Source organism: Microbacterium salitolerans, assembly GCF_019720895.1.
Lineage (GTDB): Bacteria > Actinomycetota > Actinomycetes > Actinomycetales > Microbacteriaceae > Microbacterium.
In genome coordinates, this window is the sequence record NZ_JAHKSH010000003.1 from 623,276 (window position 1) to 648,220 (window position 24,945).

General features: G+C 69.6%; 23 protein-coding genes and 3 tRNA genes. 17 read left to right on the forward strand and 9 right to left on the reverse strand.

Going from position 1 to position 24,945, the window contains the following annotated elements:
- Positions 1-74: 74 nt before the first annotated feature.
- Complete coding sequence (locus KOL93_RS09370) at positions 75-824, forward strand: SurA N-terminal domain-containing protein (protein ID WP_221585063.1); 750 nt, start codon at positions 75-77, stop codon at positions 822-824.
- A 79-nt stretch (positions 825-903) separates the two neighbouring features.
- Here the strand turns inward: KOL93_RS09370 and KOL93_RS09375 are convergent, their stop codons facing one another.
- The 5 genes from KOL93_RS09375 to KOL93_RS09395 all read right to left on the reverse strand — a co-directional run bounded on the left by KOL93_RS09375 (position 904) and on the right by KOL93_RS09395 (position 4,646).
- Entirely contained in the window at positions 904-2,130 is a 1,227-nt protein-coding gene (locus KOL93_RS09375) for a YihY/virulence factor BrkB family protein (RefSeq protein WP_308291598.1), read from the reverse strand.
- Positions 2,131-2,262: 132 nt separating this feature from the next.
- Positions 2,263-4,026 carry a BCCT family transporter gene (locus KOL93_RS09380; RefSeq protein ID WP_221585138.1) on the reverse strand — a complete coding sequence of 588 codons (1,764 nt, stop codon included), beginning with the start codon at positions 4,024-4,026 and terminating at the stop codon, positions 2,263-2,265.
- Between the two features lie 285 nt (positions 4,027-4,311).
- Positions 4,312-4,384, reverse strand: a tRNA-Phe gene (locus KOL93_RS09385).
- A gap of 73 nt (positions 4,385-4,457) precedes the next feature.
- Positions 4,458-4,531, reverse strand: a tRNA-Asp gene (locus KOL93_RS09390).
- A 42-nt stretch (positions 4,532-4,573) separates the two neighbouring features.
- Positions 4,574-4,646: transfer RNA gene (locus KOL93_RS09395), tRNA-Glu, on the reverse strand.
- Positions 4,647-4,841: 195 nt separating this feature from the next.
- On the opposite strand from KOL93_RS09395, the gene KOL93_RS09400 reads away from it, so the two are divergent.
- Complete coding sequence (locus KOL93_RS09400; RefSeq protein ID WP_308291599.1) at positions 4,842-6,302, forward strand: peptidoglycan DD-metalloendopeptidase family protein; 1,461 nt, start codon at positions 4,842-4,844, stop codon at positions 6,300-6,302.
- Between the two features lie 68 nt (positions 6,303-6,370).
- Here KOL93_RS09400 and KOL93_RS09405 read toward each other — a convergent pair whose 3' ends face one another.
- Positions 6,371-6,907 (reverse strand): inorganic diphosphatase, encoded by a 537-nt coding sequence (locus KOL93_RS09405; RefSeq protein WP_221585065.1) that lies wholly within the window; start codon positions 6,905-6,907, stop codon positions 6,371-6,373.
- A gap of 102 nt (positions 6,908-7,009) precedes the next feature.
- Between KOL93_RS09405 and tilS the strand changes: the two genes are divergently transcribed.
- From tilS to KOL93_RS09455, 10 genes are all read left to right on the forward strand, one after another.
- On the forward strand, positions 7,010-8,002 hold the full coding sequence (tilS, locus tag KOL93_RS09410; protein ID WP_221585066.1) for a tRNA lysidine(34) synthetase TilS: 993 nt from the start codon (positions 7,010-7,012) through the stop codon (positions 8,000-8,002).
- 10 nt (positions 8,003-8,012) lie between these two features.
- Entirely contained in the window at positions 8,013-8,564 is a 552-nt protein-coding gene (hpt, locus tag KOL93_RS09415; RefSeq protein ID WP_221585067.1) for a hypoxanthine phosphoribosyltransferase, read from the forward strand.
- A 149-nt stretch (positions 8,565-8,713) separates the two neighbouring features.
- Entirely contained in the window at positions 8,714-10,723 is a 2,010-nt protein-coding gene (gene ftsH, locus KOL93_RS09420) for an ATP-dependent zinc metalloprotease FtsH (protein WP_221585068.1), read from the forward strand.
- Positions 10,724-10,737: 14 nt separating this feature from the next.
- Complete coding sequence (gene folE, locus KOL93_RS09425; RefSeq protein WP_221585069.1) at positions 10,738-11,370, forward strand: GTP cyclohydrolase I; 633 nt, start codon at positions 10,738-10,740, stop codon at positions 11,368-11,370.
- On the forward strand, positions 11,367-12,161 hold the full coding sequence (folP, locus tag KOL93_RS09430) for a dihydropteroate synthase (RefSeq protein ID WP_221585070.1): 795 nt from the start codon (positions 11,367-11,369) through the stop codon (positions 12,159-12,161). The genes folE and folP overlap by 4 nt, the downstream gene beginning before the upstream one ends.
- A complete protein-coding gene (gene folB / locus KOL93_RS09435) occupies positions 12,158-12,556 on the forward strand; it encodes a dihydroneopterin aldolase (protein WP_221585071.1) in 399 nt (132 codons plus the stop codon). The genes folP and folB overlap by 4 nt, the downstream gene beginning before the upstream one ends.
- Positions 12,553-13,089: a 2-amino-4-hydroxy-6-hydroxymethyldihydropteridine diphosphokinase gene (folK, locus tag KOL93_RS09440; protein WP_221585072.1), complete on the forward strand. Its 537-nt coding sequence runs from the start codon at positions 12,553-12,555 to the stop codon at positions 13,087-13,089. Before folB ends, folK begins: the two co-directional genes overlap by 4 nt.
- Positions 13,086-13,574 (forward strand): DUF3180 domain-containing protein, encoded by a 489-nt coding sequence (locus KOL93_RS09445; protein WP_221585073.1) that lies wholly within the window; start codon positions 13,086-13,088, stop codon positions 13,572-13,574. The genes folK and KOL93_RS09445 overlap by 4 nt, the downstream gene beginning before the upstream one ends.
- A gap of 187 nt (positions 13,575-13,761) precedes the next feature.
- Entirely contained in the window at positions 13,762-14,337 is a 576-nt protein-coding gene (locus KOL93_RS09450; protein WP_260406369.1) for a PH domain-containing protein, read from the forward strand.
- The gene (locus tag KOL93_RS09455) at positions 14,334-15,998 is read left to right on the forward strand and encodes a PH domain-containing protein (protein WP_308291600.1); all 1,665 of its coding nucleotides are present in this window, start codon (positions 14,334-14,336) and stop codon (positions 15,996-15,998) included. Before KOL93_RS09450 ends, KOL93_RS09455 begins: the two co-directional genes overlap by 4 nt.
- Before the next feature lie 16 nt (positions 15,999-16,014).
- Here KOL93_RS09455 and KOL93_RS09460 read toward each other — a convergent pair whose 3' ends face one another.
- On the reverse strand, positions 16,015-17,415 hold the full coding sequence (locus KOL93_RS09460) for an amino acid permease (RefSeq protein ID WP_221585075.1): 1,401 nt from the start codon (positions 17,413-17,415) through the stop codon (positions 16,015-16,017).
- Between the two features lie 95 nt (positions 17,416-17,510).
- On the opposite strand from KOL93_RS09460, the gene KOL93_RS09465 reads away from it, so the two are divergent.
- The 3 genes from KOL93_RS09465 to KOL93_RS09475 all read left to right on the forward strand — a co-directional run bounded on the left by KOL93_RS09465 (position 17,511) and on the right by KOL93_RS09475 (position 20,684).
- The gene (locus tag KOL93_RS09465) at positions 17,511-18,221 is read left to right on the forward strand and encodes a DUF2520 domain-containing protein (RefSeq protein ID WP_221585076.1); all 711 of its coding nucleotides are present in this window, start codon (positions 17,511-17,513) and stop codon (positions 18,219-18,221) included.
- A 111-nt stretch (positions 18,222-18,332) separates the two neighbouring features.
- Positions 18,333-19,853, forward strand: coding sequence for a lysine--tRNA ligase (gene lysS / locus KOL93_RS09470; protein WP_221585077.1), 1,521 nt, complete (start codon positions 18,333-18,335; stop codon positions 19,851-19,853).
- Positions 19,854-20,009: 156 nt separating this feature from the next.
- Positions 20,010-20,684, forward strand: coding sequence for a hypothetical protein (locus tag KOL93_RS09475; protein WP_221585078.1), 675 nt, complete (start codon positions 20,010-20,012; stop codon positions 20,682-20,684).
- A 76-nt stretch (positions 20,685-20,760) separates the two neighbouring features.
- On the opposite strand, the gene KOL93_RS09480 is transcribed toward KOL93_RS09475, so the two are convergent.
- Positions 20,761-21,945, reverse strand: coding sequence for a DUF4192 family protein (locus KOL93_RS09480; protein WP_221585079.1), 1,185 nt, complete (start codon positions 21,943-21,945; stop codon positions 20,761-20,763).
- A gap of 165 nt (positions 21,946-22,110) precedes the next feature.
- On the opposite strand from KOL93_RS09480, the gene KOL93_RS09485 reads away from it, so the two are divergent.
- On the forward strand, positions 22,111-22,302 hold the full coding sequence (locus KOL93_RS09485) for a hypothetical protein (protein WP_221585080.1): 192 nt from the start codon (positions 22,111-22,113) through the stop codon (positions 22,300-22,302).
- Positions 22,303-22,431: 129 nt separating this feature from the next.
- On the forward strand, positions 22,432-23,892 hold the full coding sequence (gene cls / locus KOL93_RS09490) for a cardiolipin synthase (protein WP_221585081.1): 1,461 nt from the start codon (positions 22,432-22,434) through the stop codon (positions 23,890-23,892).
- A 3-nt stretch (positions 23,893-23,895) separates the two neighbouring features.
- Here cls and KOL93_RS09495 read toward each other — a convergent pair whose 3' ends face one another.
- Complete coding sequence (locus KOL93_RS09495; RefSeq protein WP_221585082.1) at positions 23,896-24,924, reverse strand: diacylglycerol/lipid kinase family protein; 1,029 nt, start codon at positions 24,922-24,924, stop codon at positions 23,896-23,898.
- Positions 24,925-24,945 lie beyond the last annotated feature (21 nt).

A 24,945-nucleotide genomic window follows, 5' to 3' on the forward strand; every position in this document is an offset into this window, starting at 1 on the left:
ATAGCCCGCACCGGTTGCGCACGGAGCCGACGTGTGTAGCGTCGGTCGGAATGTTCACACGTTCAGGAGACTCCATGTCGATTACCCGTCCCCTTCTCGCCGTGTCCGCGGTCGCGATGCTCGCGCTCACCGGCTGCAGCGCGGCAGGCAGCGAAGACGGCGCGGAGAAGACCCCCAGTGCCACAGAGAACCCCGACAGCGCGGCGCCGAAGGCCGACCTGAAGGGCGTTCCCGACGTCGTCGCCGAGGTCAACGGTGAAGAGGTCGGGCTCGAGGAGTTCACGACCGCGTACGAGGGTCAGCTCCAGCAGGCGGCCATGACGCAGCAGCAGACCGGGCAGGAGGTCGACCAGGAGGCCCTCAAGGGCCAGGTCGCCGACATGCTCGTCAACAACCTTCTCCTCACGCAGGCGGCAGCCGACGCCGGTATCGACGCGACCGACGAGGACATCGACGGGCAGCTTCAGGCGCTCGCCGAGCAGAACGGCCTCGAGTCGGTGGACGCGGTCATCTCCGCGTTCGACGACCAGGGCGTCTCGGAGAAGGAGGTCCGCGAGGACGCGGCCGTCCAGGCCGAGATCGACCAGTTCATCCAGGGCGAGACCGACATCGCGGAGCCGAGTGACGAGGAGCTGAAGAAGCAGTACGACGCGCTCGTCGAGCAGACGAAGGCTCAGGGCGAGGAAGCGGCGGCGCAGATTCCGCCGTTCAAGGAGGTCCGCGACCAGATCGCCCAGCAGGCTGTCGCCGAGGAGGAGAACGCCGCCGTCGGCGAGATCCTCAAGGGGCTGAAGAAGGACGCCGACGTCAAGATCAACCTCTGACCCACCCCGCAGACAGAGAGCCCCGGACGTCACGTGACGTCCGGGGGTCTCTGTCTGCGCGGCGGTGCCGCCTCGTCCGTCAGGCGTCGGCGGTGAGCGCGTCGAGGTCGGCCTGCGCACGACGCACGGCCCGCGCCGCAGCGGCGCGGCGGAACCAGGACGCGGCATCCCGCGCCCTCTCGGCCTCGCGGAGCCGCACGCGCGCCGCCACGAGGAGGGCGGCGTGCTCGGCCGCGCGGCGATCGGCCTCGGAACGCGGTGCCAGCTCGATGTTCTCGTCGTTCGCTGAGACGGCGATCCACGCCGCCGCGACGAGGAGGACGACGCCCGCGACGCGGAACCAGAGCAGCAGCCCGATGAAGACGGCGAACGTCGCGAGCAGGGGGTTGGAGGGGGAGTAGCTCAGCAGGAATCCGGCGCCGAGCTGCAGCACCGCGACGGCGCCGCCCCCGAGCAGCGAGCCGGGCAGGATCATGTGCCAGCGCACCGCGGCGCCGGACAGGAACCGGAAGATGACGGCGAGGGCGAGGGCGTCGACGGCGAAGGAGACGAGCACGGTCGCGGCTCCGACGAGCAGCTGGAACCACCCCGAATGCGTGTCCCATCCGAACAGCCGGAAGACCGCGCCGAACGTCCAGGTGCCGAGGAACCCCACCACGCCGCCGACGATCAGGGCGCCGCCGAACAGCAGCGCGGCGAGGAAGTCGCGGACCTTCAGCAGCGCATAGCCGCGATCGTCCGGCGGCAGCCCGAAGATGTCTCGCACGGCGCGGCGCGCATACGTCACCCAGCCGATCATGGTCCAGATCAGCGTGCCCACGGCGATCAGCCCTGTGACGCTCAGAACGCCCGTCCCGCCCGTCGCCACCGCCTGCACCTGGGCGGGCGTGAAGACGCCGTCCTCGGAGATGAGCCCGGGGATGTAGCGGTTGATGAGGTCGATGAGCTCCTGGACGGCGACGGAGCTCGCGCCGAGCCACAGCCCGACGCTGGCGAAGGCGACGTAGACCGCCGCGAAGATCGCGAACAGCGCCTCGTAGCTCACCCCGGCGGCGAGCAGGAATCCGTTGTGCCGCAGGAAGTGCCGCCACACCCGCACGGGGAACCAGGCGAGCGTCCGGCGCGTGATCGCGGTCGCCCGCTCGATCGGCTCGTCGAAGCGGGTGCGCAGCGCGTCCTCCGCGGCGACCCAGCGCCCCGACAGGCCCGATCCGCCGGCCTCGCGCGCCGCCTCCGCGCCCGCGCCGTGTGCGGCGTCGTCGGCGTCTTCCGGGGGAGGCGCCTGACCGCCGTGGGGGTGACTCACCGTGCCAGGATAACGAGGCGCGTCATGCGCGTGTCGCGCGGGGTCCGCGACGGCCGGCGCGGGCTCTCGCCGTCGCGAATCGCTCCGAGATCGCGACCTCGGAGCGATTCGCGGCGGCTGTGCGACGCGGGGCTACTCGGATCCGCTGGTGCCGCGGTTCTGCGGACGCCGCAGGCCGCGCGTGCGGGAGATCCGGTAGTCGATGCGGTCGTCGACGTAGTCCTGCAGCTCCTCGCTCCCGGACAGGCTGCTCGTCATCTCCTCGGTCACGTATTCCGTGAAGCGCTCGAGGCGTTTCATCGACTGCGCATGCTCGATCTGCTTGAACTCGTATCGCAGTGCCTTCACGAGCGCGATCGCCATGAGGATCATGATGACGCTGAACGGCAGTGCCGTGAGGAGCGAACCGGCCTGCAGGGCGCTCAGCGCGTCGGATCCGCCCGCCAGGAGCAGCGCCATCGCGAGGACGCCTTCGAGCACGGCCCAGAGGATGCGCGACCACATGGGCGGGTTCGGGTGGCCACCGGACGCGAGCATGTCGACGACGAGCGATCCCGAGTCCGACGACGTGATGAAGAAGATCGCGACGACGATGATCGCGAGGATCGAGAGGATGTTCCCGAGCGGCAGGTCGCCGAGCACCGTGAACAGGGATCCCTCTGCGGAGACGGCGCCGTCCTGCACGAGATCGCCCTCGCCGAACATCTGACGGTAGATACCGGATCCGCCCATGACGGAGAACCAGAAGAATCCGACGAGCGTGGGCACGAGCAGCACGCCGGCGACGAACTGGCGCACCGTGCGGCCGCGCGAGATGCGCGCGATGAACACGCCGACGAACGGCGCCCACGCGATCCACCAGCCCCAGTAGAACAGCGTCCAGCCGGAGAGCCATTCGTGCGTGTCCGATCCCGCGAAGGCTCCGACGTCGAGGGTCATGTGGAAGACGTTCGCGAAGTACACGCCGAGCGACTCGACGAAGGTGCGCAGCAGGAACAGCGTCGGCCCGAGGACGAGCATCGACACGAGCAGCACGCCGGCGAGCGACAGGTTGATGTTCGACAGCCACTTGATGCCTGCGCCGAGCCCGCTGACGACCGAGAGCGTCGCGAGGAAGGTGATCCCGGCGATGAGGGCGACGAGCAGCCACGTGTCGGTCGTCGAGACGAGGCCGATCGCCTGCATGCCGGAGGCGATCTGCTGCACGCCGAGGCCGAGCGAGGTCGCCACGCCGAACACGGTGCCGAAGATGGCCAGGATGTCGATGACGTCGCCGACCCATCCCTTCACGCGGTCGCCGAACAGGGGCTCGAGGGCCCAGCGGATGGAGACGGGCCGCCCGCGGCGGTGGATCGCGTAGGCGAGCGCGAGCCCGATCACGGCGTAGATGGCCCACGGGTGCAGTCCCCAGTGGACGAACGTCTGCGCCATGGCGAGGCCCGCGAGCTCGGTCTCCGTTCCGTCCCAGCTGGGGTTCCCGCCGATCGTCGCGTAGGTGACCGGCTCGCCGACGCCGTAGAAGATGAGGCCGATGCCCATGCCCGCGGAGAAGAGCATCGCGAACCAGGCCATGATGCCGAACTCCGGCTTGTCGCCGTCGCGTCCGAGCTTGATCGTGCCGAGCTTCGAGAACGCGATCACGACCGCGAACACCACGAACGCGCCGATGATGAGCATGTAGTACCAGCCGAGCGTGTCGGCGATCCATGCCTTGCTCGAGTTGAACGCCGTGCCCATCGCGTCGGGGAACACGAGCGACAGCACCGTGACGAGCGCGATGATGAGGAACGCGGGCCAGAACACGCGCGGAGCGATCATGCCCTTGCCGATGCGCACGCCCTGGCGGCGGAGCTTCTGCGTGATCTCGTCGTCCGTGTCGTTCTCGGCGATGTGCATGCGCGAGGGCACGGCGGAGATCGCCGCATTCAGCTCGAACGTCTCGCCGTTCAGGGGGTTCTCGAGGGTCGGGGGGCGATTCTCATCGGGCTCGGGTGCGTCGCCCGAGGGGCCAGTCGTGTTCGTCACGCGCGTGCCTCCTTCGTCTGCGTCATTTCGTGGGGTTCATGCTTGCGCGGTATCGCCGCGTGCGCCACCGCAATCGCCGAGAAAAGTACGAGCGCTCGCTCACGTGCAGAATCCGCACAAAACAAAACCCCCTCACGAGGAGGGGGTTTCTGTCTGTGGCTCCGACCGGCGTCGATCCGGTGACCTTTCGATTTTCAGTCGAACGCTCTACCAACTGAGCTACAGAGCCTCACGGCTGCTGCCGCGTCCTACACGAAGAGCCTTCTCAACAGTGTTGATTTGAGAAGGCCCGACGTCTGGAGCGACCCTGACGGGACTTGAACCCGCGACCTCCGCCGTGACAGGGCGGCACGCTAACCAACTGCGCTACAGGGCCAGATTGTGCTTGACGCACGATTTTCAATTGTATCAGCTTGCGTGACCCCAACGGGATTCGAACCCGTGCTACCGGCGTGAAAGGCCAGCGTCCTAGGCCGCTAAACGATGGGGCCGTGGGGCGAACCCGGGGGTTCACGTGCCAACTGTTCAATCTTACGCACGGCCGGTTCGGATTCGCAAAATCGTGGCGCGCCCTGCGCGTCTCGGGCGTGTCGCTGGGGCAGGATTTGCGCGGCACACCGTTCCGTGGTCCGTCCGCGCGGGCGAATCCTGGTGCAGATGTGGAAGGTGTTGTTAGTGTGACCGATGTGAAACTTACCCCCGAGGCGCTCGAGCGTGCCCAGAACTCCGCGGAGGCGTGCGACTGCGCGCCCACGCCGGACGAGAAGCGCTCGTTCTGGGGGCCGGTCACGCGGCGCGGCGCGCTCGCCGTCGGCGCCCTCGGCGTCATCGGTCTCGGAGCCTTCGGCGCGATCCGCGGCGCATCGCCCGCGGCCGCGATCACGTACAACCCCGAGGACTACCCTTCGTGGGATGACGTCGAGCGGGCGCGTCAGAACGAGAGCGCCAAGGCGTCCGAGGTCACGCGCATCGAAGGGCTCATCGAAGAGCTCAAGGCATCCGTCGCTGCGGCGCAGGAAGCCGCGCGCAAGGCCGCAGACGAGTACTACGCGGCCCAGCAGGAGTACTACGAGGCCGCGTATCGCGCCGAGGAGCTCCAGAAGCAGGCCGACGACCAGGCGAAGAAGGCCACGGAGGCCGCCGAGGCCGCCGCCAAGGTCGCCTCCCAGCTGTCGCGCTCGAGCGGCGAGAGCACGCCCTACGAACTGCTGTTCGCCGAATCCGCCGGCGACGCCGACGAGCTGCTGTCGAAGCTCGGGCAGATGGACAAGCTCGCTCAGCGCAACGACTCCATCTATGCCGGCGCGGTCGCCGCGCGCGACTCCGCGCAGCTGCTGAGCGACCAGGCCGAGGATGCCCGTACGGAGCGCGATCGCCTGCAGAAGGTCGCCGAAGAGAAGATGGTCGCGGCCCAGGAGGCGCAGCGGAAGGCCGAGCAGGTGCTCGCCGACCAGAAGAGCCACCTCATCACGCTCGAGGAGCAGCTCGCCGCGCTGAAGGACAACACGAGCAAGACGGTCTCCGACTACGAGAAGGGCGAGAAGCGCCGCAAGGCCTACGAGGAAGAGCAGCGCCGCCTCGAGGAGGAGCGCCGTCGCCGCGAAGAGGAAGAGCGTCGCCGCCGCGAAGAGGAAGAGCGCCGTCGCCGCGAGCAGGAGGAGCAGGACAACGGCGGGGGCGGCCAGCCCGCCGCGCCGGCACCGCCGCCCGCGCCCGAAGCGCCGACGTCGAGCGGCTGGGTCCGCCCTTCGAGCGGCATGCGCACCTCGGGCTACGGGTGGCGCGTCTCGCAGTGCGGCCCGTCCTACTGCTCGTCCTCGTTCCACGGCGGTGTCGACCTCGCCGCGGGCTGCGGAGCCGGCATCTACGCGGCGTCCTCCGGCACGGTGAGCTGGGCCGGATACAACGGCGGCTACGGCAACCACGTGCGGATCGAGCACGGCGGCGGGATCGCGACGAGCTACTCGCACATCGTCGACGGCGGCATCGTCGTCGGCAACGGCCAGTACGTCGAGGCCGGTCAGCTCATCGCCTACGAGGGCAACACCGGCAACTCGTTCGGCTGCCACCTGCACTTCGAGGTCTACGTCGGCGGTCCGACCGTCGACCCCGCCCCCTTCATGGCGAGCAAGGGCGTCAGCGTCTGAGCGTCGCCCGCACGAGAAAGGCTCCCGGATCCACATGGATCCGGGAGCCTTTCTCGTGACGGCCGTCGTCAGTCGCGGGAGTCGGGGTACTCGCCCTCACCCTGCGTCTTGGTCTTGCCCTCTTCCTCCGCGAAGCGCTCCTGCGCCTCCTTCACGAGGCGCTCGGCCTCGGCGGCGTCGGCCCACTCGTCGACCTTGACCCACTTGTTCGGCTCGAGGTCCTTGTAGTGCTCGAAGAAGTGCGTGATCTCCTTGCGGGTGTACTCCTGGAGGTCGTCGACGTCCTGGATGTGCTCCCAGCGGGGATCCTTCGCGAGAACGGCGATGACCTTGTCGTCGCCGCCCGCCTCGTCGCTCATCTTCAGCACGCCGACGGGGCGCACGCTGGCGCCGACGCCGGGGAACACGGAGTGATCCATGACGACGAGCACGTCGAGCGGGTCGCCGTCCTCGCCCAGCGTGTTCTCGAAGAACCCGTAGTCGGTCGGGTAGCCGAAGGTCGTGTAGAGAACGCGGTCGAGGAACACGCGGCCCGTGCCGTGGTCGACCTCGTACTTCACGCGGCTGCCGCGCGGGATCTCGATGACTGCGTCGTACGCGCCCATACCTGTATCGCTCCTTGAGTGTCCGATGAGGGTCGCGCACAACCCTAATCTGTGCGGGTGACTTCGGAGTCACGCGCTCGACGCCGCGACTACGGTGGAAACGTGCTCGATCCCGTCATCGCCGCCGTCCGCCGCGCCGTGCGCGAGAGCCTCACGCCGTTCGAGTCGTCGGGGGCGACCATCCTCGTTGCGCTCTCGGGCGGTGCCGACTCGCTGGCCCTCGCGGCCGCCGCCGCCTTCGAGGGCCCGCGCCTCGGCCTCGACGTGCGTGCGGTGACGGCGGATCACGGGCTGCAGAGCGGATCCGCCGAGGTCGCCGAACGCGCTGCTCGGCAGGCGAACGAGGTCGGCGTCCCCGACGCCCGCGTCGTGCGAGTCGACGTCGGCCGTGACGGCGGCCCCGAAGCCGCCGCCCGCGACGCGCGATACGCGGCGCTCCGGGCGGCCGCGTCCGACGCCGGGGCCGTCGCCGTCCTCGTCGGCCACACGCTCGACGACCAGGCCGAGACCGTGCTGCTCGGGCTCTCGCGCGGATCCGGCGCCGCCAGCCTGCAGGGCATGTCGCCGCATCTCATCGACGAGCGGGGACTCGCATGGATCCGCCCCCTCCTCGACATCCGCCGCGCCGAGACCCGCGCGTTCTGCACGGCCTCCGGTCTCGAGGCGTGGTCCGACCCCCACAACGGCGACGAGCGCTTCGCGCGCGTGCGGGTGCGTGAGCGCGTCCTGCCCGTGCTCGAGGCCGAGATCGGGCCCGGCATCGCGGAAGCCCTCGCCCGCACAGCGGAGCAGCTCCGCGAAGACAACGAGGCGTTCGCCGACATGATCGACGAGATCATCGAGGACATCGTCGAGCACGCGGAGGCGGGCATCGCCGTGTCGGCGGCCGCTCTTGCGGCGAACCCGCCGGCGCTCCGCGGCCGGATCATCCGCCACGTCGTCCAGAGTGAGTTCGGCGCGTCCCTCACACGCGTGCACACGCTCGAGGTCGCCCGGCTCGCGACCGACTGGCGCGGCCAGGGCCCCATCGACCTGCCCGGCTGCTCAGCCACCCGCGTCGGCGGCCGCATCGTGTTCACAGCGCGCGAGTCATAGGATCCTTCGTATGCGCGCCGCAGACATCCAGGACGACCTCGAACGTGTTCTCGTGACAGACGAGGAGATCCAAGCGAAGCTCGCCGAGCTCGCCGCTCGCGTCGACGTCGACTACGCCGGCAAAGACCTGCTCCTCGTCGGCGTCCTCAAGGGCGCGATCATGGTCATGGCTGACTTCGCGAGGCACCTCACCATCGACGGCCCCATGGACTGGATGGCCGTCTCGAGCTACGGATCCTCCACGAAGTCGAGCGGCGTCGTCCAGATCCGCAAGGACCTCGACACGCCCCTCGAGGGCAAGCACGTCCTCGTCGTCGAGGACATCATCGACTCGGGACTCACCCTCCACTGGCTCCTCGAGCACTTCGCGACCCGCGGCGCGGCGTCCATCGAGGTCCTCACAGCCTTCCGCAAGCCCGACGCGATGAAGGTCGAGATCGACGCGAAGTACGTCGGCTTCGACATCCCCAACGACTTCGTCGTCGGCTACGGCCTCGACTACGCGGAGCGCTACCGCGGTCTCCGCGACGTCGCGGTCCTCGCGCCCCACGTCTACTCGTAGCGAACCGGACGGCTGCCGCCGCGCAGACGCCGTTCCGCCGTGGGCGAATCCCAGAGCAGGCATAGATTCGGGCTTGTAGCCTGAGACCAACTGCGCTGGGCTGTGCCCGCGCGTCGGATCGTCAGGAGGAGTCGGGGCTTCCCCGCACCATGAACGTCAAGAAGATCGTCCGTCACCCGCTGCTGTACGTGCTGCTGATCGGCGTCATGCTGATCGCGGGATTCTCGCTGTTCACGAACTTCAGCGGCCCGAAGCAGATCACCACGCAGCAGGGCCTCGAGCTGCTGAACGACAAGCGAGCGAGCGAGGTGCTGATCACCGATGGCGATCAGCGCGTCGATCTGACGCTCACGGACGAGTTCCAAGGCGCGACCGACGTCCAGTTCTACTACGTGTCGGCGCGCGCCGACGAGGTCGTAGAGGCGGTCGACACGGCCGCGCCGGCCGACGGGTACGACGACGAGGTCCCGCAGGCGTCGTTCTTCGGCAGCCTGCTGTCGATCATGATCCCGGTGCTGCTGCTGGGTCTGCTGTTCTGGTTCCTGCTCGCCAACGCGCAGGGCGGGGGCAAGATCGCGCAGTTCGGCAAGTCGAAGGCGAAGAACGTCACGAAGGAGCACCCCGACGTCACGTTCGCGGATGTCGCGGGCGCCGACGAGGCGGTCGAGGAGCTCGACGAGATCAAGAGCTTCCTGTCGGATCCGTCGAAGTTCCAGGCGCTGGGCGCCAAGATCCCGAAGGGAGTGCTGCTGTACGGCCCTCCCGGCACGGGCAAGACGCTGCTCGCGCGTGCGGTCGCCGGCGAGGCGGGCGTTCCGTTCTATCCCATCTCGGGCTCCGACTTCGTCGAGATGTTCGTCGGCGTCGGCGCGAGCCGCGTGCGCGACCTGTTCAATCAGGCGAAAGAGCACTCGCCGGCCATCATCTTCATCGACGAGATCGACGCCGTCGGTCGTCATCGCGGCGCCGGAATGGGCGGCGGCCACGACGAGCGCGAGCAGACTCTCAACCAGATGCTCGTCGAGATGGACGGCTTCGACCCGAACGCGAACGTCATCGTGATCGCGGCGACGAACCGTCCCGACATCCTCGACCCGGCGCTCCTGCGCCCGGGGCGCTTCGACCGTCAGATCGGCGTGGACGCGCCTGACCTCAAGGGACGCCTGCAGATCCTCGAGGTGCACGGCCGCGGCAAGCCGCTCGCCGAGGGCGTCGACATGGAAGACGTCGCCCGCAAGACGCCGGGCTTCTCGGGCGCGGATCTGGCCAACGTCCTCAACGAGGCGGCACTGCTGACGGCGCGCTCGGATGCGCAGCTCATCGACGATCGCGCTCTCGACGAGGCGATCGATCGCGCCATCGCGGGGCCGCAGCGGCGCACGCGCGTCATGAAGGACAAGGAGAAGCTCATCACGGCGTACCACGAGGGCGGACATGCGCTCGCGGCGGCGGCGATGAACTACTCGGATCCCGTCACGAAGATCACGATCCTCCCGCGCGGCAAGGCGCTCGGCTACACGATGGTGCTGCCCGTCGACGACAAGTACTCCATCACCCGCAACGAGCTGCAGGACCAGCTCACGTATGCCATGGGCGGGCGCGTGGCCGAGGAGATCGTCTTCCACGATCCGACGACCGGCGCGGCCAACGACATCGAGAAGGCGACGAACATCGCCCGGAAGATGGTCGCCGAGTACGGCATGACCCGCGACATCGGCCCGGTGAAGCTCTCCGGATCCTCGGGTGAGGTGTTCATGGGCCGCGACATGGGACATGGGCGCGAGTACTCCGAGACGATGGCCGAGCGCATCGACCGCGAGGTGCGGCAGCTCATCGAGCAGGCGCACGACGAGGCGTACACGGTGCTGAATGCGAACCGCGACATCCTCGACCGGCTGGCGGCGGAGCTCCTCGACAAGGAGACGCTCGACCACAAGCAGATCGCCGAGATCTTCCGCGACGTGAAGAAGATCGACGACCGTCCGCAGTGGCTGTCGTCGAGCGAGCGCCCGGTGTCGGCGGTGCCGCCGATCCAGGTCACGCGCCCCGCCGAGCAGTCCGATGCGGGGCTCGCGGCGTCGACGGAGTCGGAGCGGTCCGGGGAATCCGCCAAGAGATCGCCGCAGACCGGCGGATCCGCCCGCCCGGCGACCGCGTAGCCACAGGAGGGCGCATGGCCGTCGACACCGAGCGTGTGGCTCAGCTCACCCGCGAGCTGCTCATCGCCATCGGAGAGGATCCCGACCGTCCGGGCCTCCGCGAGACCCCGGCGCGGGTCGCCGAGGCGGCGCAGGAGCTCTACGCGGGCGTGGGTGCGGATCCGCGCGAGCCGCTCGCGAAGACGATCGACGTCTCGCAGGGGCCGGCTCCCGAGACGGTGCCCACGGGGGCGGTGCTCGTGCGCGACATCCGCTTCCGCTCGATGTGCGAGCACCACCTGCTGCCGTTCACGGGACGCGCGCACATCGCGTATCTGCCCGGCGAGAAGGTCGTCGGCCTCGGAACGCTCGCGCGTGTGCTCGACATCGCCGCGGCGCGCCCGCAGGTGCAGGAGCGCCTGGGTGAGCAGGTCGCCGACGCGATCGAGCAGTCGCTCGGTGCGCGCGGGGTGTTCGTGATGCTCGACGCCGATCACGACTGCCTCCGCACCCGGGGTGAGAAGCGCGCCGACGCGTCAACCGTGACGGTCGCGGCGCGCGGTGAGCTCGCGACGCCGCCGGCGCGCGCCGAGATGGCGGCGTACGTCATCATCGGCGTCCAGAACGCCGCGACCGACGCTCCGAACGTGCAGGGGCGCTCGGAGTGATCGAGGTCATGGGCATCGTCAACGTGACGCCCGACTCGTTCAGCGACGGCGGCGAGCACTTCGGTCACGATGCCGCGGTCGCGCACGGCCTCCTCTTGGAGCGTCAGGGCGCGACGATCCTCGACGTCGGAGGCGAGTCCACACGACCCGGAGCCCAGCCGGTCGGATCGGCTGAGGAGCTGCGCCGCGTGCTGCCGGTCGTCGCGCAGCTGGCGAGCGGCGGGTCCGTCGTGAGCGTCGACACGTACCGCGCCGATGTCGCGGAGAAGGCGATCGACCACGGCGCGCGCATCATCAACGACGTGTCGGGCGGCCTCGCCGACGACCGCATGCTGCGCGTCGCGGCAGACGCCGGCGTCGACATCGCGATCGGCCACTGGCGCGGTCCGTCCGCTGACATGTACGCGGGCGCCGATTACGACGACATCGGCCGAGAGGTCGCCGCCGAGCTCTCGGCGCGCGTCGACGCGGCGCTCGCCGCGGGAGTCGACGCCGACCGCATCATCCTCGACCCCGGGGTGGGCTTCGCGAAGTCGGGGGCGCAGAACTGGCGGCTCCTGCGCGAGCTCGGGCCGGTCGTGGGCCTCGGCTTCCGCGTGCTCGTCGGCACGTCGCGCAAGCGCTTCTTCGCGAGCGCCCTCGGCGAGGAGCCGTCGCGGGAGCGCAAGGACCTGGCGACCGCCGTCACGAGCGTGCTCGCGCAGCAGGCGGGCGCGTGGGGCGTGCGAGTGCATGAGGCGGCCGCGACGCGCGACGCGCTCGCGGTTCTCGACGATTGGGAGAGCGCATGACCCCCCTCGACTCCATCGAGCTCACGGGCCTGACGGCATTCGGGTACCACGGCGTCTTCGACCACGAGCGGCGCGACGGGCAGGACTTCACGATCGACCTGCGACTGTCGCTGGACACGACGCGCGCGGCCGAGACCGATGACGTCGCCGACACCGTGCACTACGGCGAGCTCGCCGAGAAGGTCGTCGCCGTCATCGAGGGCGAGCCGGTCGACCTCATCGAGACGCTCGCGCACCGCATCGCCGACGTCGTGCTGTGTGACGACCGCATCTCGTTCCTCACCGTGACGGTGCACAAGCCGCACGCGCCAATCCCCGCGCAGTTCCGCGATGTGTCCGTCTCGGTGCACCGCGGTCGACCGGAGGGCACGCGCCACGGGGAGCCGCGGGAATGAGCAGGGAACTCGCCGAGCCGCTGCGGGGCGGGCCCGCGCGACGCGCGGCGGATCCCGTCACGGCCGTCATCGCGCTCGGCGCGAACCTCGGCGACACGTCCCGCACCCTCGCGGAGGCGACCTCCGAGCTCGCATCGATGCCGCTCACGTCGGAGGTCGTCTGCTCGGACGCGATCGCGTCCGTGGCGGTCACGCTCGACGGGCCGGATCCGTCGAAGCCCGGCTATCTCAATGCCGTCGCCCTCGTCACGACGCGCCTTGCGCCGTCGGTGCTCCTCGAGATGCTGCATGGCATCGAGGAGCGGCACGGACGACAGCGTCGTGAGCGCTGGGGCGACCGCACGCTCGACCTCGACCTGATCGCCTACGGTCACGTCGTGAGCGACGATCCCCGGCTTCTGCTGCCGCATCCGCGCGCGCACGAACGCGACTTCGTGCTCGCTCCGTGGGCGCAGGTGGATCCTCACGCGTCGATCCCCGGACGGGGCGCTGTCGTCGACCTGCTGGCGCGGCTGCGGACGGAGCGGGGATGAAGCGCACAGCGGCCGTCACGCTCGTCATCTTCGGCATCGCGGGCGCCGTGGCGGGATTCCTCGCCGACCTCGTGCTCACCAGCACCGGGCGGCCGACGTTCCAGCCGTCGGTGATGCTGCCGATCCTCCTCGTCGCGCTCGGCGTCTCGTGCGTCCTGTTCGCGTACCCGATCCGTCGCGCCGTGACGAACCCGCGTGCACCTCGTGTGGATCCGTTCCGCGCCGTCCGGATCGCCGTCCTGGCGAAGGCCTCGAGCCTCGTCGGCTGCCTCACGGGCGGCGCCGCCGTCGGCCTGCTCGTGTTCCAGGCGACACGTCCCGTCGTCCCGGGGCTAGGCTCGATGTCGACGGTGATCGCCACGGCGATCGGGGGAGTCGTTCTCGTGATCCTGGGGCTCATCGCCGAGCACCTGTGCACCCTGCCGAAGGATCCTGATGAGCGAGAGCCAGACGCCGCAGAACCCGGAACAGAACCCGAGTTCTGAGCCTCCCGTGAGCGCGCCTCCGGCGCCGCACGTCCCGCCGGCGTCGCCACTGCCGACGACGACCCCTCACGGAGCCCCTGTGCCGCATGAGGGGCAGCCGGTGCCTCCGCACGTCCCACCCGTGCCGCCGATTCCGCCGCGACCGGCGGACCCCGTTCCGCCCGTCGGCGAGCCGCAGGCGGTTCCGCTGCCGACCGAGCCCACGTTCCCGGAATCGCGCGAGCCGATCGCGTCGCCCGCGACCCTCGACGAGGGCACGTACACCGAGCTCCGCGAGCCACGCGGTCCGGGGCTCGCGCTCGACGGCGCCTGGCACCAGATCTCACCGAAGTACGTCGTCTCGCAGGTCGTGCAGGAGATTCTCGCTCTCGCCCTGGTGGTGGCGGCGGCACTCGTCGTCACGCTCGTCTTCGACCAGACCTGGGCGTGGATTCCTGCGGGAATCATCCTGGTCTTCCAGGTCGGCGGGCTCATCATCCTGCCGCGGCAGGCCAAGGCGCTCGGGTACATGCTGCGCGGCGATGACATCGTGTTCCGCAAGGGCATCCTGTGGCAGCGCATGGTCGCCGTGCCCTACGGGCGCATGCAGCTCATCGACATCACGCACGGTCCGCTCGACCGCGTCTTCGGCGTCGCCAAGCTCAAGATGGTGACCGCGGCCGCGTCGACCGGCGTCGAGATCCCCGGCCTGTCCCAGTCCGCTGCCGAGGCGCTGCGCGACACGCTCATCGAGGTGGCAGAGACGCGCAGGACCGGCCTGTGAGCACGCCGATCCCTCCGCAGCAGCCGGTGAGCGACGAGGTGCTGCCCGACGGCGGATCCTCGTCCCTCGCCGACGGCGAGTGGCACCGCATGCACCCGCTTACGCCGCTGTTCAAGGGCGGCCTCGTGGTCGTGGTCGTGATCGGCATCCTCATCGCCAACATGCGCGATCGCCTGATCTACATCGGTATCAATCTCTTCGCTCCCGGCGAGCTGGACGATGACGAGTTCGACTACGACAACGACCCGATCACGTGGGCGATCGACTGGATCTTCGTCAACAACGTGCTCCTGCTGGTGGCGGTGGGAATCATCGTCGTGATCGGGCTCATGGTGGTGGCGTACTGGGCCATCTGGCGGTTCCACCAGTTCCGGATCACCGACGAGAGCGTCGAGGTCAGGAAGGGCATCATCTTCCGCTCGCAGCGGCGTGCGCCGCTCGACCGCGTGCAGGGCGTGAACCTCACGCGGCCCTTCCCCGCTCGCCTCATCGGCATGGGAAAGCTCACGCTCGAGGGAGCCGGCACAGGCGCCGACGTCGCGCTCGAGTTCCTCAGCACGTCACGTGCCGAGGACGTCCGACGCGACATCCTCCACCTCGCCTCGGGGCTGCGCCAGCAGAAGGCCGAGGCGCGCGAAGAGCAGGCGGCCCGCCGCGAGGGCCGCACGCGCATCGTCGAGACGGTCAGTCAGGGCGTCACGAACATCATCGAAGGCGTCGACGCCGATGACGTCGTGCCCGAGAGCGTGGTGAAGATCCCGCTGCCGCGTCTGATCGGGTCCCAGGCCATCATCGGGGCTCTCTGGCTCGTGTTCTTCTTCGTCCTTCTCGGAGCGTTCGTGATCACCCCGATCGTGCTGTTCGAGGACGGTCCGGGGAAGACGATCGCTCTCCTCGGGGCGGGCCTCGGCGCCGGCATCCCGATGCTGTTCGCCACCGTCGCGGTCGTCTGGAACGCGCTGCAGAAGGGGTATCGCTATTCGATCGCGCCGACGCCCGATGGCGTGCGGGTCTCGAGCGGACTGCTGACGACCGTCACCCGCACGATCCCGCCGGGCCGCGTGCACGCGGTCGAGATCACGCAGAATCCGCTGTGGCGCCCGTTCGGCTGGTGGAGCGTGCGCATCAACCGCATGGGCGGCGCGAGCGTCTCACAGCAGGGCAGCAGCCAGGCACAGGCCGCGGCTCTGGTGCTCCCCGTCGGCACGCGCGCCGACGTCGAGCGCGTCGTCGGTCTGCTGCTGCCCGGTGCGCCCGAGCGCGACGCTCTGTTCACTTGGGAGCACGGGATCCTGGGCCCGCAGGAGCACGACCCGTTCATCACGGCTCCCCGGAGGTCGCGATTCTGGCACCCGTTCGCCTGGCGCCGTCGCGGGGTGCGCGTGACGGCGTTCGCGATGCTCCTGCGTCGCGGACGTCTGCTGCGGCGTCTCGCGATCTTCCCCCTCGCGCGCCTGCAGGGCGCGTCGCTGCACCAGGGCCCCCTCGCGCGCCGGCAGAATCTCGCGGCGCTGCGAACGCACACGGTGCCCGGCCCGATCTCGGGGGCGATGACGTGTCTCGATCGCGACGAGGCGCAGCGCCTGGTCGACGTCGTCACGCGCGGAGCGATCGCGGCAGCCGCCGCCGATCAGTCGCACCGCTGGGCGGAGCAGGCCTGACCCGGACGGGGCGCATTCAGACCCGGGCCGCCTCCTCACGCACGGGGAGCTCGGGGCGCACGCGTCCGGCAGGTCGCACCAGCGCGGCGTATCCGATGAGGAGCGCGATCAGCCAGCTGCCGCCGACGATCAGCGCGGCGCGTCCGGACTCGGTCATCGCGAGGATGACGACGACGAGCGCCAGGAAGGCGAGCGTCACGACGTTGAGAACGGGCCAGAACGGGCTCGCGAAGGTGCCCGGCTTCTCTCCTGATCGCGCCATCTCTCGGCGCATGCCGTGGTGGGCGAGCAGGATCGACGCCCAGGTGAAGACCGTTGCGAACGTCGCGATCGAGGCGACGACGAGGAACAGCTGGTCGGGGATCCACAGATAGGCGAACAGACCCGCGACGAGGCAGAGGCCGATGATCGCGACGGGGACCATCGGCACGCCGGACGGAGACAGCCGCGTGAAGATCGCGGGGGCATGATGCTGCTGGGCGAGGCCGTACATCGTGCGCGACGCCGCGTACGTGATCGAGTTCATCGCCGACAGAGCAGCCGACAGGACGACCGCGTTCATGATGTGCGGAGCGGCGGGGATCCCGAGCTGGGAGAAGACCTGAACGAACGGCGACTCGCCGGACCCGATCTCCGTCCACGGGATCAGCATGAGCATGACGCCGATCGTGAGGATGTAGAACACGAGGATCCGCAGCGGGACCGTGTTCACGGCGCGCGGGATCGCGCGGGCCGGGTCGTCGGCCTCTCCGGCCGTCATCCCGAGCGTCTCGACGCCGCCGAAGGAGAAGACGACGATCCCGAGGCTCATCACGATGCCCCACACGCCGAAGGGAGCGAAGCCGCCCTCGAGCTCGAACAGGTTATGGGGCCCCGGCGTGAAGCCGCCGATGCTGATCCCGAACACGATGAGGGCGACGCCGCCGACGATCATTGCGACGATCGTCACGATCTTGATGAGCGTGAACCAGAACTCGAGCTCGCCGAACACCTTGACCTGCATGAGATTGAGGCCGCAGATGAGTGCGAGTGCCGCGACCATCCACACCCAGCCCGGCGTCTCGGGGTACCACATGCCCATGTAGGTCGCGGCGGCCGTCATGTCGGCGATCGCGACGATGATCATCTCGAACGCGAACGTCCACCCCGTCAGGAAGCCGGCGAGCGGACTGATGTAGCGGCTCGAGTACTGGGCGAAGGATCCGGCGATCGGGTGGCGCACGGCCATCTCGCCGAGCGCGCGCATGACGGCGAAGACCGCGCAGCCGGCGACGAGATAGGCGACGAGCACGGCGGGCCCCGCGGCCTGCACGGTCTCGGCCGAGCCGTAGAACAGCCCGGTGCCGATGGCGGATCCGAGCGCGATGAACCGGATATGGCGCAGCGAGAGCTTCCGGTCAAGGTGCGTGGAGGTCATGGGGATCCATTGTCGTCGGACCCCGCTGGGACTCTCGCGAGTGCGCTTCCGGACCCGCGCCGGCGACCGCGGGCGCGTGTGGGACGCTGGTGGGCATGCAGCGCGAAGGACGACTGGGCGTCGGGATCATCGGCGCCGGGCGGGTGGGGCCGGTCATCGGGGCGGCGCTCGCCGGCGCCGGGCACGCGATCACGGGCATCACGACGGGATCTGACGACGACCGGGCCGCGGCCGTGCTGCCCGACGTGCCCGTTCTCGAGACGCCGGAGGTTCTGCGCCGGAGCGAGCTCGTGATCCTCGCCGTGCCGCGAGACGACCTGGCGCAGGTCGTCTCGGGGCTCGCCGAGGCGGGGCACTGGCAGATGGGGCAGCTCGTGCTGCACACCGACGCCGCCCATGGCATCGACGTGCTGCGCCCGGCCGCCGAGAAGGGCGCGATCCCGTTGGCCGTGCACCCGGCGATGACGTTCACCGGCACGTCGATCGATCTGCGTCAGCTCGCGGCGACCTACGCCGCCGTCACGGCACCTGCTCCTGTCCTGCCGATCGGGCAGGCGCTCGCGGTCGAGCTCGGGTGCGAGCCGGTCGTCGTCGATGAGGCGGATCGCGCGGCGTACGCGGAGGCGATCGACACGGCGACGGGGTTCTCTCGTCAGATCGTGCAGCAGGCGACGGGGCTCCTCCGTGGGATCGGCGTCGCCGACCCCGGCGGGTTCCTCTCGTCTCTCGTGCGCTCGACGGTCGACCACGCGCTCGCCGAGGCGACCCCCGCGATCCCCGACCTCCCGTCCGACCTCGACGAGTAGGCACGCGCGTGCTCTGCTGAATGCCGGGTGAGCGGCGGATCCGCGCGGCTCACTAGACTTGGCGAGGCGCCCGGAGGCGCCGCATCTTCCCGACACCAGAGGATCCCGCGCATGTCTGAGACGCCCGCACAGAACGCCGACGCCCAGCCCGAAGAGGACATCTTCGAGCAGAAGGCCGTGCGTCTGGCCAAGCGCGAGCGGCTCCTCGACGAGCGCACGTCGCCGGCGGACGGGCCCTATCCCGTCGTGCTCCCTGTCACGACGACGATCCCGGCGCTGCGAGCCGAGTACGGCGAACTCGAGGCGGGCGCCGAGACGGGTGTCACGGCGGGAGTCGCGGGGCGCATCGTGTTCAGTCGCAACACGGGCAAGCTCTGCTTCGCGTCGCTGCAGGCCGGTGACGGATCCCGGATCCAGGCGATGGTCTCGCTCGCGAAGGTCGGTGACGAGCAGCTCGCCCGGTGGAAGGAGCTGGTCGACCTCGGTGACCACGTCTTCGTCTCGGGTGAGGTCATCGCGAGCCGCCGCGGCGAGCTCTCGATCATGGTCGACCAGTGGCAGATCGCGGCGAAGGCCGTCATGCCCCTGCCCAACCTCTACACCGAGCTGAGCGAGGAGTCGCGGGTCCGACAGCGCTACCTCGACCTGCTCGTGCGCGATCAGGCTCGTGACACCGTGCGCGCCCGGGCCGAGGTCATGAAGAGCCTGCGCCGGACCTTCGAGGGCGCCGATTTCCTCGAGGTCGAGACGCCGATGCTCCAGGTGCAGCCGGGCGGCGCGACCGCGCGTCCGTTCGTCACGCGCTCGAACGCGTTCGACACCGACCTCTTCCTGCGCATCGCGCCGGAGCTGTACCTCAAGCGCGCCGTGGTCGGCGGCATCGACCGCGTGTTCGAGATCAACCGCAACTTCCGCAACGAGGGCGCAGACTCGACGCACAGCCCCGAGTTCGCGATGCTCGAGGCCTACCAGGCGTACACCGACTACAACGGCATCGCCGATCTCACACAGCAGCTCATCCAGGAGGCCGCGGTCGCGGTGCACGGATCCACGACGGTCACGTGGGCCGACGGCTCCGAGCACGACCTCGGCGGCGACTGGGCGCGCATCTCGATGTACCCGTCGCTCTCCGAGGCGTGCGGCATCGCGATCACCCCCGAGACGCCGCTCGACGAGCTCGTCGCCCTCGCCGAGGAGAACGACGTGGAGGTCCCCTCGCACGCGACTCACGGCAAGCTCGTCGAAGAGCTTTGGGAGCACTTCGTCAAGGCCCACCTCACGGCGCCGACGTTCGTCATGGACTTCCCCGTCGACACGAGCCCGCTCACGCGCGAGCACCGCTCGATTCCGGGCGTCGTCGAGAAATGGGACCTCTATATCAACGGCTACGAGCAGGGCACGGGATACTCCGAGCTCGTCGACCCCGTCGTGCAGCGGGAGCGCTTCGTCGAGCAGGCGAAGCTCGCCGATCGCGGCGATGACGAGGCGATGCGCATCGACGAGGACTTCGTACGCGCACTCGAGCACGGCATGCCGCCCTCGGGCGGGATGGGCATGGGCATCGACCGCCTGCTCATGACGCTGACGGGTCTCGGCATCCGCGAGACGATCCTCTTCCCGCTCGTCAAGTAGTCGGTCACAGGCAGTGCTCAGCGCACCGTGACCTCCGCGCGATCGACCTGTGATGCGATCGCACCCTCGTCGTGACCTGATCTCGGGCCCCGAGACGTACATTCGTATCGGGCTGGCGGTTCCGCCAGCGGATCCGCGCTTCTCAAGGGGGAGATCATGACGTGGCAACGCACGAAGACAGCTGTCGGCATCCTGTCGGGGACGATTCTCGTGGGCGCGCTCGCCGGGTGTGCGACGGGCACCACCTCGGGTGATGCGCCCGATCCCGAGGTGACGCTCACGGCGGGGCCTGCACCCGCGACCGATTCGCCGATGCCGCCGGCGGAGCCGAGCGATCCGCCCGATGACGACGAGACGGCCGATCCCTCGATGTGGGAGGTCGATGACGGCGAGGTCGGTCCGATCGAGGTCGGCGACGACTTCCGCGACACGCTTGCGGAGCTCGGCGATGACTGGCAGAACGACGAGCAATGCGCCTACATGGCGTGGTGGAACGCGCCGGACGGCAGCTACCTCGTGAGCTTCCACCACGATGACGCAGCGGACGAGACGGGCATCATCGAGGTGTCTGTCGAGCTCACGGGAGACGCGGCCGACGGGCCGCGCACCGAGCACGGTGTGGGGCTCGGCTCGACGCGCGACGAGGTCATGGCCGCCTACCCCGACGCGATGGACGTGCCCGCCACGATCGGCGGCGGTTCCTATCTGAAGGTCGCCGACGACGACGTGGACGACGGAGCGCTGTTCTTCGAGTTCGCGGAGGGCGCCGATACGGTCGGCGCGATGGCGGTCTCGGCCGCCGACGAGCCGGCGTACGAGGCCTGCGCCTGAGGCGAGCCGTGCGGTCGGCCGCGCCGCCCGGGGGCGGTGGCGCGGCCGACGCCTCTGCGGCGACGTCGGTGCCCGCCTACGCCGCATCGCGCGCTCTTCTCTTCGCGACGTCGCGGGCGGGCGCGTGCGACGCGTCACTGCCCACCGGGTCGTACGCCCACCCGGGAAGCGTTCCCTCGCCGACGAGAGCCCGCACGAGGAGAGCGAGCCCGAGGGGCGGATCCACCTCCAGCGCGCGCCGTGCGTAGGCGTCGGCGTGCGTCGAGCTGCCGAGGGCCCATGACAGCCACGCGCAGGCGGCGAGGCACGGGCCCAGATGGCTCTGCGGTGCGTGGGCGGCGAGCGTGCGTGCGAACCTGCGCGCCGTTTCGAGTCGGACGGCGGAGGGGCGGCTGCCCTCGCCGCCGAGTCGAAGCGGGCCGTCCGGCTCCTCGCTGTCGCCGGCGTGCCACCGCGTCTGCCAGGCGAGCGCCTCTTCCGCCTCCGCCGCTCCTCCCGCCCACTGCGTCAGCGCGACGTCGCGCAGGGCCGGTGTCTGCAGGATCCACAGCCACTGCGCGGCGTATGCCGCGGACAGCGGGCGCGGGCCGTCGAGCGCGCTCTCGAAGAACGCGATCGGGGCCGTCTCGAATGCGGCGATGTCGAGGGCGCACGCGGTGTCGATGTCGGCGGATCCGCTGATGTGCGGGTGCCCGTGGGCGGCGTCGCGGGTGAGCCGGGCGACGGCTTCGCCTGTACGAGTGTATTCCTCGAGTTCGCGGGCGATGTCGAGGCGCAGGCCGGGATCGGCCTCCGGCAGCGCCGTGCCGGATTCCTGGCTCGGGTCGATGTCGGCGTCCGGCCGGGGATCGGCCTCCGCGATGTCCTCGAGTGGCCGAGGCACGGCGTCGTCGTAGGCGCACCACGCGTCGCTCGCTACGCACAGCTCGCCCCGCACGGCGAGGCCGCAGGCCTCGGCGCGTTCCGCGACGGCGGCGACGAGCGTCTCGTGCGTCACACCCGCCCCGTCGCGCGCGGGGCCGTCTGTGTAGACGACGGTCACGATGCCGTCGGCCTCGGGGAGGCGGCACACGGACCCGATCGCGGTCGCCGCCGTCGCCTCGAGTTCGCTCGAGCGGGGCAGGTCGATGCGCAGAAGGCCGCAGGACTCATTGCCCGAGAAGGGCACGAGTACGAGGCTCTCGCGCGGATGGAAGCCGGTCTGGTGGGGGAGAGCGGCGAGCAGGTGGGCGGCGGAGGACGTGCGGATCGTCGAGGTCATGCCTCGATGTTCGTGCGATTCGACCGCGCGAACGCGGCTGTCCACAGCCTGATCACGAGAACCCGACCTGTGGACACGCTGTCCTCTCGCAACACGCCGCGGGGCCTCGTGCGGCCGTCCGTCGCGTGGGGCGCGCTCCAAGCTGCGGGCGCTTAGACTGACGGCGTGGATGAGTACTGGATGGCCGCAGCATGGTCGCTCGCGCCGACCATCGTGATCACCGTGCTCTTCTTCTGGATCCTGCGCAGCATCGTGCGATTCGACCGCACCGAGCGCCGCGCCTACGCCGACATCGAGGCGGAGGAGCGGGCGAAGAGGGGCCTCGTCGCGAAGAGCGAGACCCCGGCCCAGAAGTAGCTCGTCGCTCCGCGCGATCTCGCACGCGGCCCCGCCTGATCAGACAATCGATCCTCGGGGAGCCGTTTCTTCCGCCGAACCCCGCGACCACCCCATAAGGTGAGTCGAGCGCAAGGAGAAGGGGGAACGGTGGACTGGCTGTCATGGTCGACCGCGTGGGCGGTGTTCGTCGTGTCGGTGGACATCGCGATCCGCGTCGCCGCGGTCTTCTTCGTGCCGCCCGGACGTCGTCCGACGTCGGCGATGGCGTGGCTGCTGCTCATCTTCTTCCTGCCCATCCCCGGCGTCCTGTTCTTCCTCCTCATCGGAAATCCGCGTCTGCCGAAGAAGCGCCGCGATGTCCAGACCGAGATCAACGAGTTCCTGCGCGACGCAAACGAGCACCTCGAGCTCGGGACCCTCCTGCCGAACCCGCCCGGCTGGTTCGAGCCGATCGTCGGTATGAACCGCGAGCTCGGCGCCCTGCCGCTCTCGGGCGACAACGGCGCACGTCTGATCTCGGGGTACCAGGAGAGCATCGACGAGATGGCGGCCGCGATCCGCCAGGCGAAGCGCTACGTGCACGTCGAGTTCTACATCCTCAAGTCCGACGCGGCGACTGAAGACTTCTTCGCCGCGCTCGAGGAGGTCATCGCTCGAGGCGTCGCCGTGCGCGTGCTCATGGACCACTGGGCGAACCTGTCGAAGCCGCTCCACGCGCAGACGAAGGCCCGCCTCACGGCGATGGGCGCCGACTGGCACTTCCTGCTCCCGCTCCAGCCGCTGGCCAAGAAGTTCCAGCGCCCCGATCTGCGCAATCACCGCAAGCTGGTCGTCATCGACGGCGACGTCGCGTTCGTCGGATCCCAGAACCTCACCGACCCGTCCTACAACGTTCCGAGCAATATCCGCCGCGGGCTGCAGTGGGTCGACGTCATGGTGCGCCTCGACGGGCCGGTCGTGCGATCGGTCGACGCCGTCTTCCTCACCGACTACTACTCCGAGACGGGGCAGGTCCCGGAGGGGATCGACCTGTCAGAGGAGAAGCCCGGATCCGATGACTTCGACTGTCAGGTGGTGCCATCGGGGCCGGGGTTCGAGAGCGAGAACAACCTTCTTCTGTTCCTGAGCCTGCTGTACGCGGCGCAGGACAAGGCGATCATGGTCAGTCCCTACTTCGTCCCGGACGAGGCCCTCCTCCGCGCGGTCGCCGCCGCCTGCGGGCGCGGCGTGGAGGTCGAGCTGTTCGTCAGCGAGATCAGCGATCAGGCGCTCGTCTACCACGCCCAGCGCAGCTACTACGAGGATCTGCTGCGCATGGGAGTCAAGATCTGGATGTACGAGGCGCCGCACATCCTGCACACGAAGTCGCTCACGATCGACAGCGAGACCGCGGTCATCGGGTCCAGCAACATGGATATGCGCTCGTTCGGCCTGAACTTCGAGGTGTCGCTGCTCGTGCGAGGCGAGGAGTTCGTCGACCAGATGCGCCGTGTCGAGGATCATTACCGCGACCACAGCCGCCGGCTCACGCTCGAGGAGTGGCAGCAGCGGCCGCTTCGCTCGCGCGCGCTCGACAACCTCGCGCGCCTCACGAGCGCGCTGCAGTAGCGGTCACCTGCCCGCAGGCAGCACCCGCGCGCGCCGCGACGACGTCAGCACATGGCCCTTCGGCACCGCGACGACGAGCCCGCCGCGATCGATCTCGCAGCGGATCCGCGCCGCCTCGCCGAACTCGTCCCCGTCGAGCTCGACGGGGTGCGGCTCGGACGCCGCCGCTTCGATGCGGTGTCCGGTGACGTAGCGGATCGACTGATTGCGGGTGCGCGAGACGACGCGTCGGCCGAGGCGGAAGCGGAGGAGGACGGAGTTGTCCCACCAGATCTTGCGCCAGACGCCGATCCAGCCGAGCGGACCCGCGGGCTGGATCAGCGCGACGTCGAGCAGCCCGTCGTCGACGCGGGCGTCGGGCACGAGCTCGATGCCGGCGGGCAGGGCGCCGCAGTTGGCGAACAGGATGCTCTGCACCTTCGCCGAGTGCAGACTGCGACCCTCGAACTGGTAGGCGATGCGGAACGGGGCGGCCCGCGCCAGAGACCTCGCGGCGCCGTCGACGTAGGCCACCCAGCCGACCTGCTTCTTCATGCGCGGGTTCGTGTTCGCGATCATGGCGGCGTCGAGTCCCATGCCGGCCATGACGACGAAGGCGTGCCGTTCCTTCTCGCCCGTCGAGCGCGTGAGCGTCGCGAGGCCGATGTCGACGGCGGCGGCATCGCCGTCGAATGCGGCTTGCACCATCGGCGCGACGTCGTCGAGCGGCAGCAGCAGGTTCCGCGCCAGCAGATTGCCCGTCCCGCTCGGCAGGATCGCGAGGGGCACTCCGGACCCGCGCATCGATTCCGCGACCGACCGCACCGTTCCGTCGCCGCCGGCGACGAGCACGACCGTCGCGCCCTCGTCGAGCGCTCTCCGCGTGACCTGCTGCCCGGGATCCTCGATGCTGGTCTCGAGCAGGAGCGGCTCCTCCCAGCCCGCGCGCGCCGATCGATTCGAGACAGCGGCGGTGAGCGCGTTCACGCTGCGCACCTTCACGGGGTTGTACACGAGTGCGGCGCGACCGTTCCCCTCGCGCGCGCGTCCCATGCGCTCACTCTAGGGTTCCTG

Coding starts and splice junctions, on each gene's coding strand:
- folB (WP_221585071.1), top strand. CDS start 12,158: ATGACCCCCCTCGACTCCATCGAGCTCACGGGCCTGACGGCATTCGGG.
- lysS (WP_221585077.1), top strand. CDS start 18,333: ATGTCTGAGACGCCCGCACAGAACGCCGACGCCCAGCCCGAAGAGGAC.
- folE (WP_221585069.1), top strand. CDS start 10,738: ATGGCCGTCGACACCGAGCGTGTGGCTCAGCTCACCCGCGAGCTGCTC.
- KOL93_RS09460 (WP_221585075.1), bottom strand. CDS start 17,415: ATGACCTCCACGCACCTTGACCGGAAGCTCTCGCTGCGCCATATCCGG.
- hpt (WP_221585067.1), top strand. CDS start 8,013: ATGCGCGCCGCAGACATCCAGGACGACCTCGAACGTGTTCTCGTGACA.
- KOL93_RS09370 (WP_221585063.1), top strand. CDS start 75: ATGTCGATTACCCGTCCCCTTCTCGCCGTGTCCGCGGTCGCGATGCTC.
- KOL93_RS09495 (WP_221585082.1), bottom strand. CDS start 24,924: ATGGGACGCGCGCGCGAGGGGAACGGTCGCGCCGCACTCGTGTACAAC.
- KOL93_RS09405 (WP_221585065.1), bottom strand. CDS start 6,907: ATGGGCGCGTACGACGCAGTCATCGAGATCCCGCGCGGCAGCCGCGTG.
- KOL93_RS09465 (WP_221585076.1), top strand. CDS start 17,511: ATGCAGCGCGAAGGACGACTGGGCGTCGGGATCATCGGCGCCGGGCGG.
- folK (WP_221585072.1), top strand. CDS start 12,553: ATGAGCAGGGAACTCGCCGAGCCGCTGCGGGGCGGGCCCGCGCGACGC.
- KOL93_RS09480 (WP_221585079.1), bottom strand. CDS start 21,945: ATGACCTCGACGATCCGCACGTCCTCCGCCGCCCACCTGCTCGCCGCT.
- KOL93_RS09380 (WP_221585138.1), bottom strand. CDS start 4,026: ATGCACATCGCCGAGAACGACACGGACGACGAGATCACGCAGAAGCTC.
- ftsH (WP_221585068.1), top strand. CDS start 8,714: ATGAACGTCAAGAAGATCGTCCGTCACCCGCTGCTGTACGTGCTGCTG.
- KOL93_RS09445 (WP_221585073.1), top strand. CDS start 13,086: ATGAAGCGCACAGCGGCCGTCACGCTCGTCATCTTCGGCATCGCGGGC.
- KOL93_RS09475 (WP_221585078.1), top strand. CDS start 20,010: ATGACGTGGCAACGCACGAAGACAGCTGTCGGCATCCTGTCGGGGACG.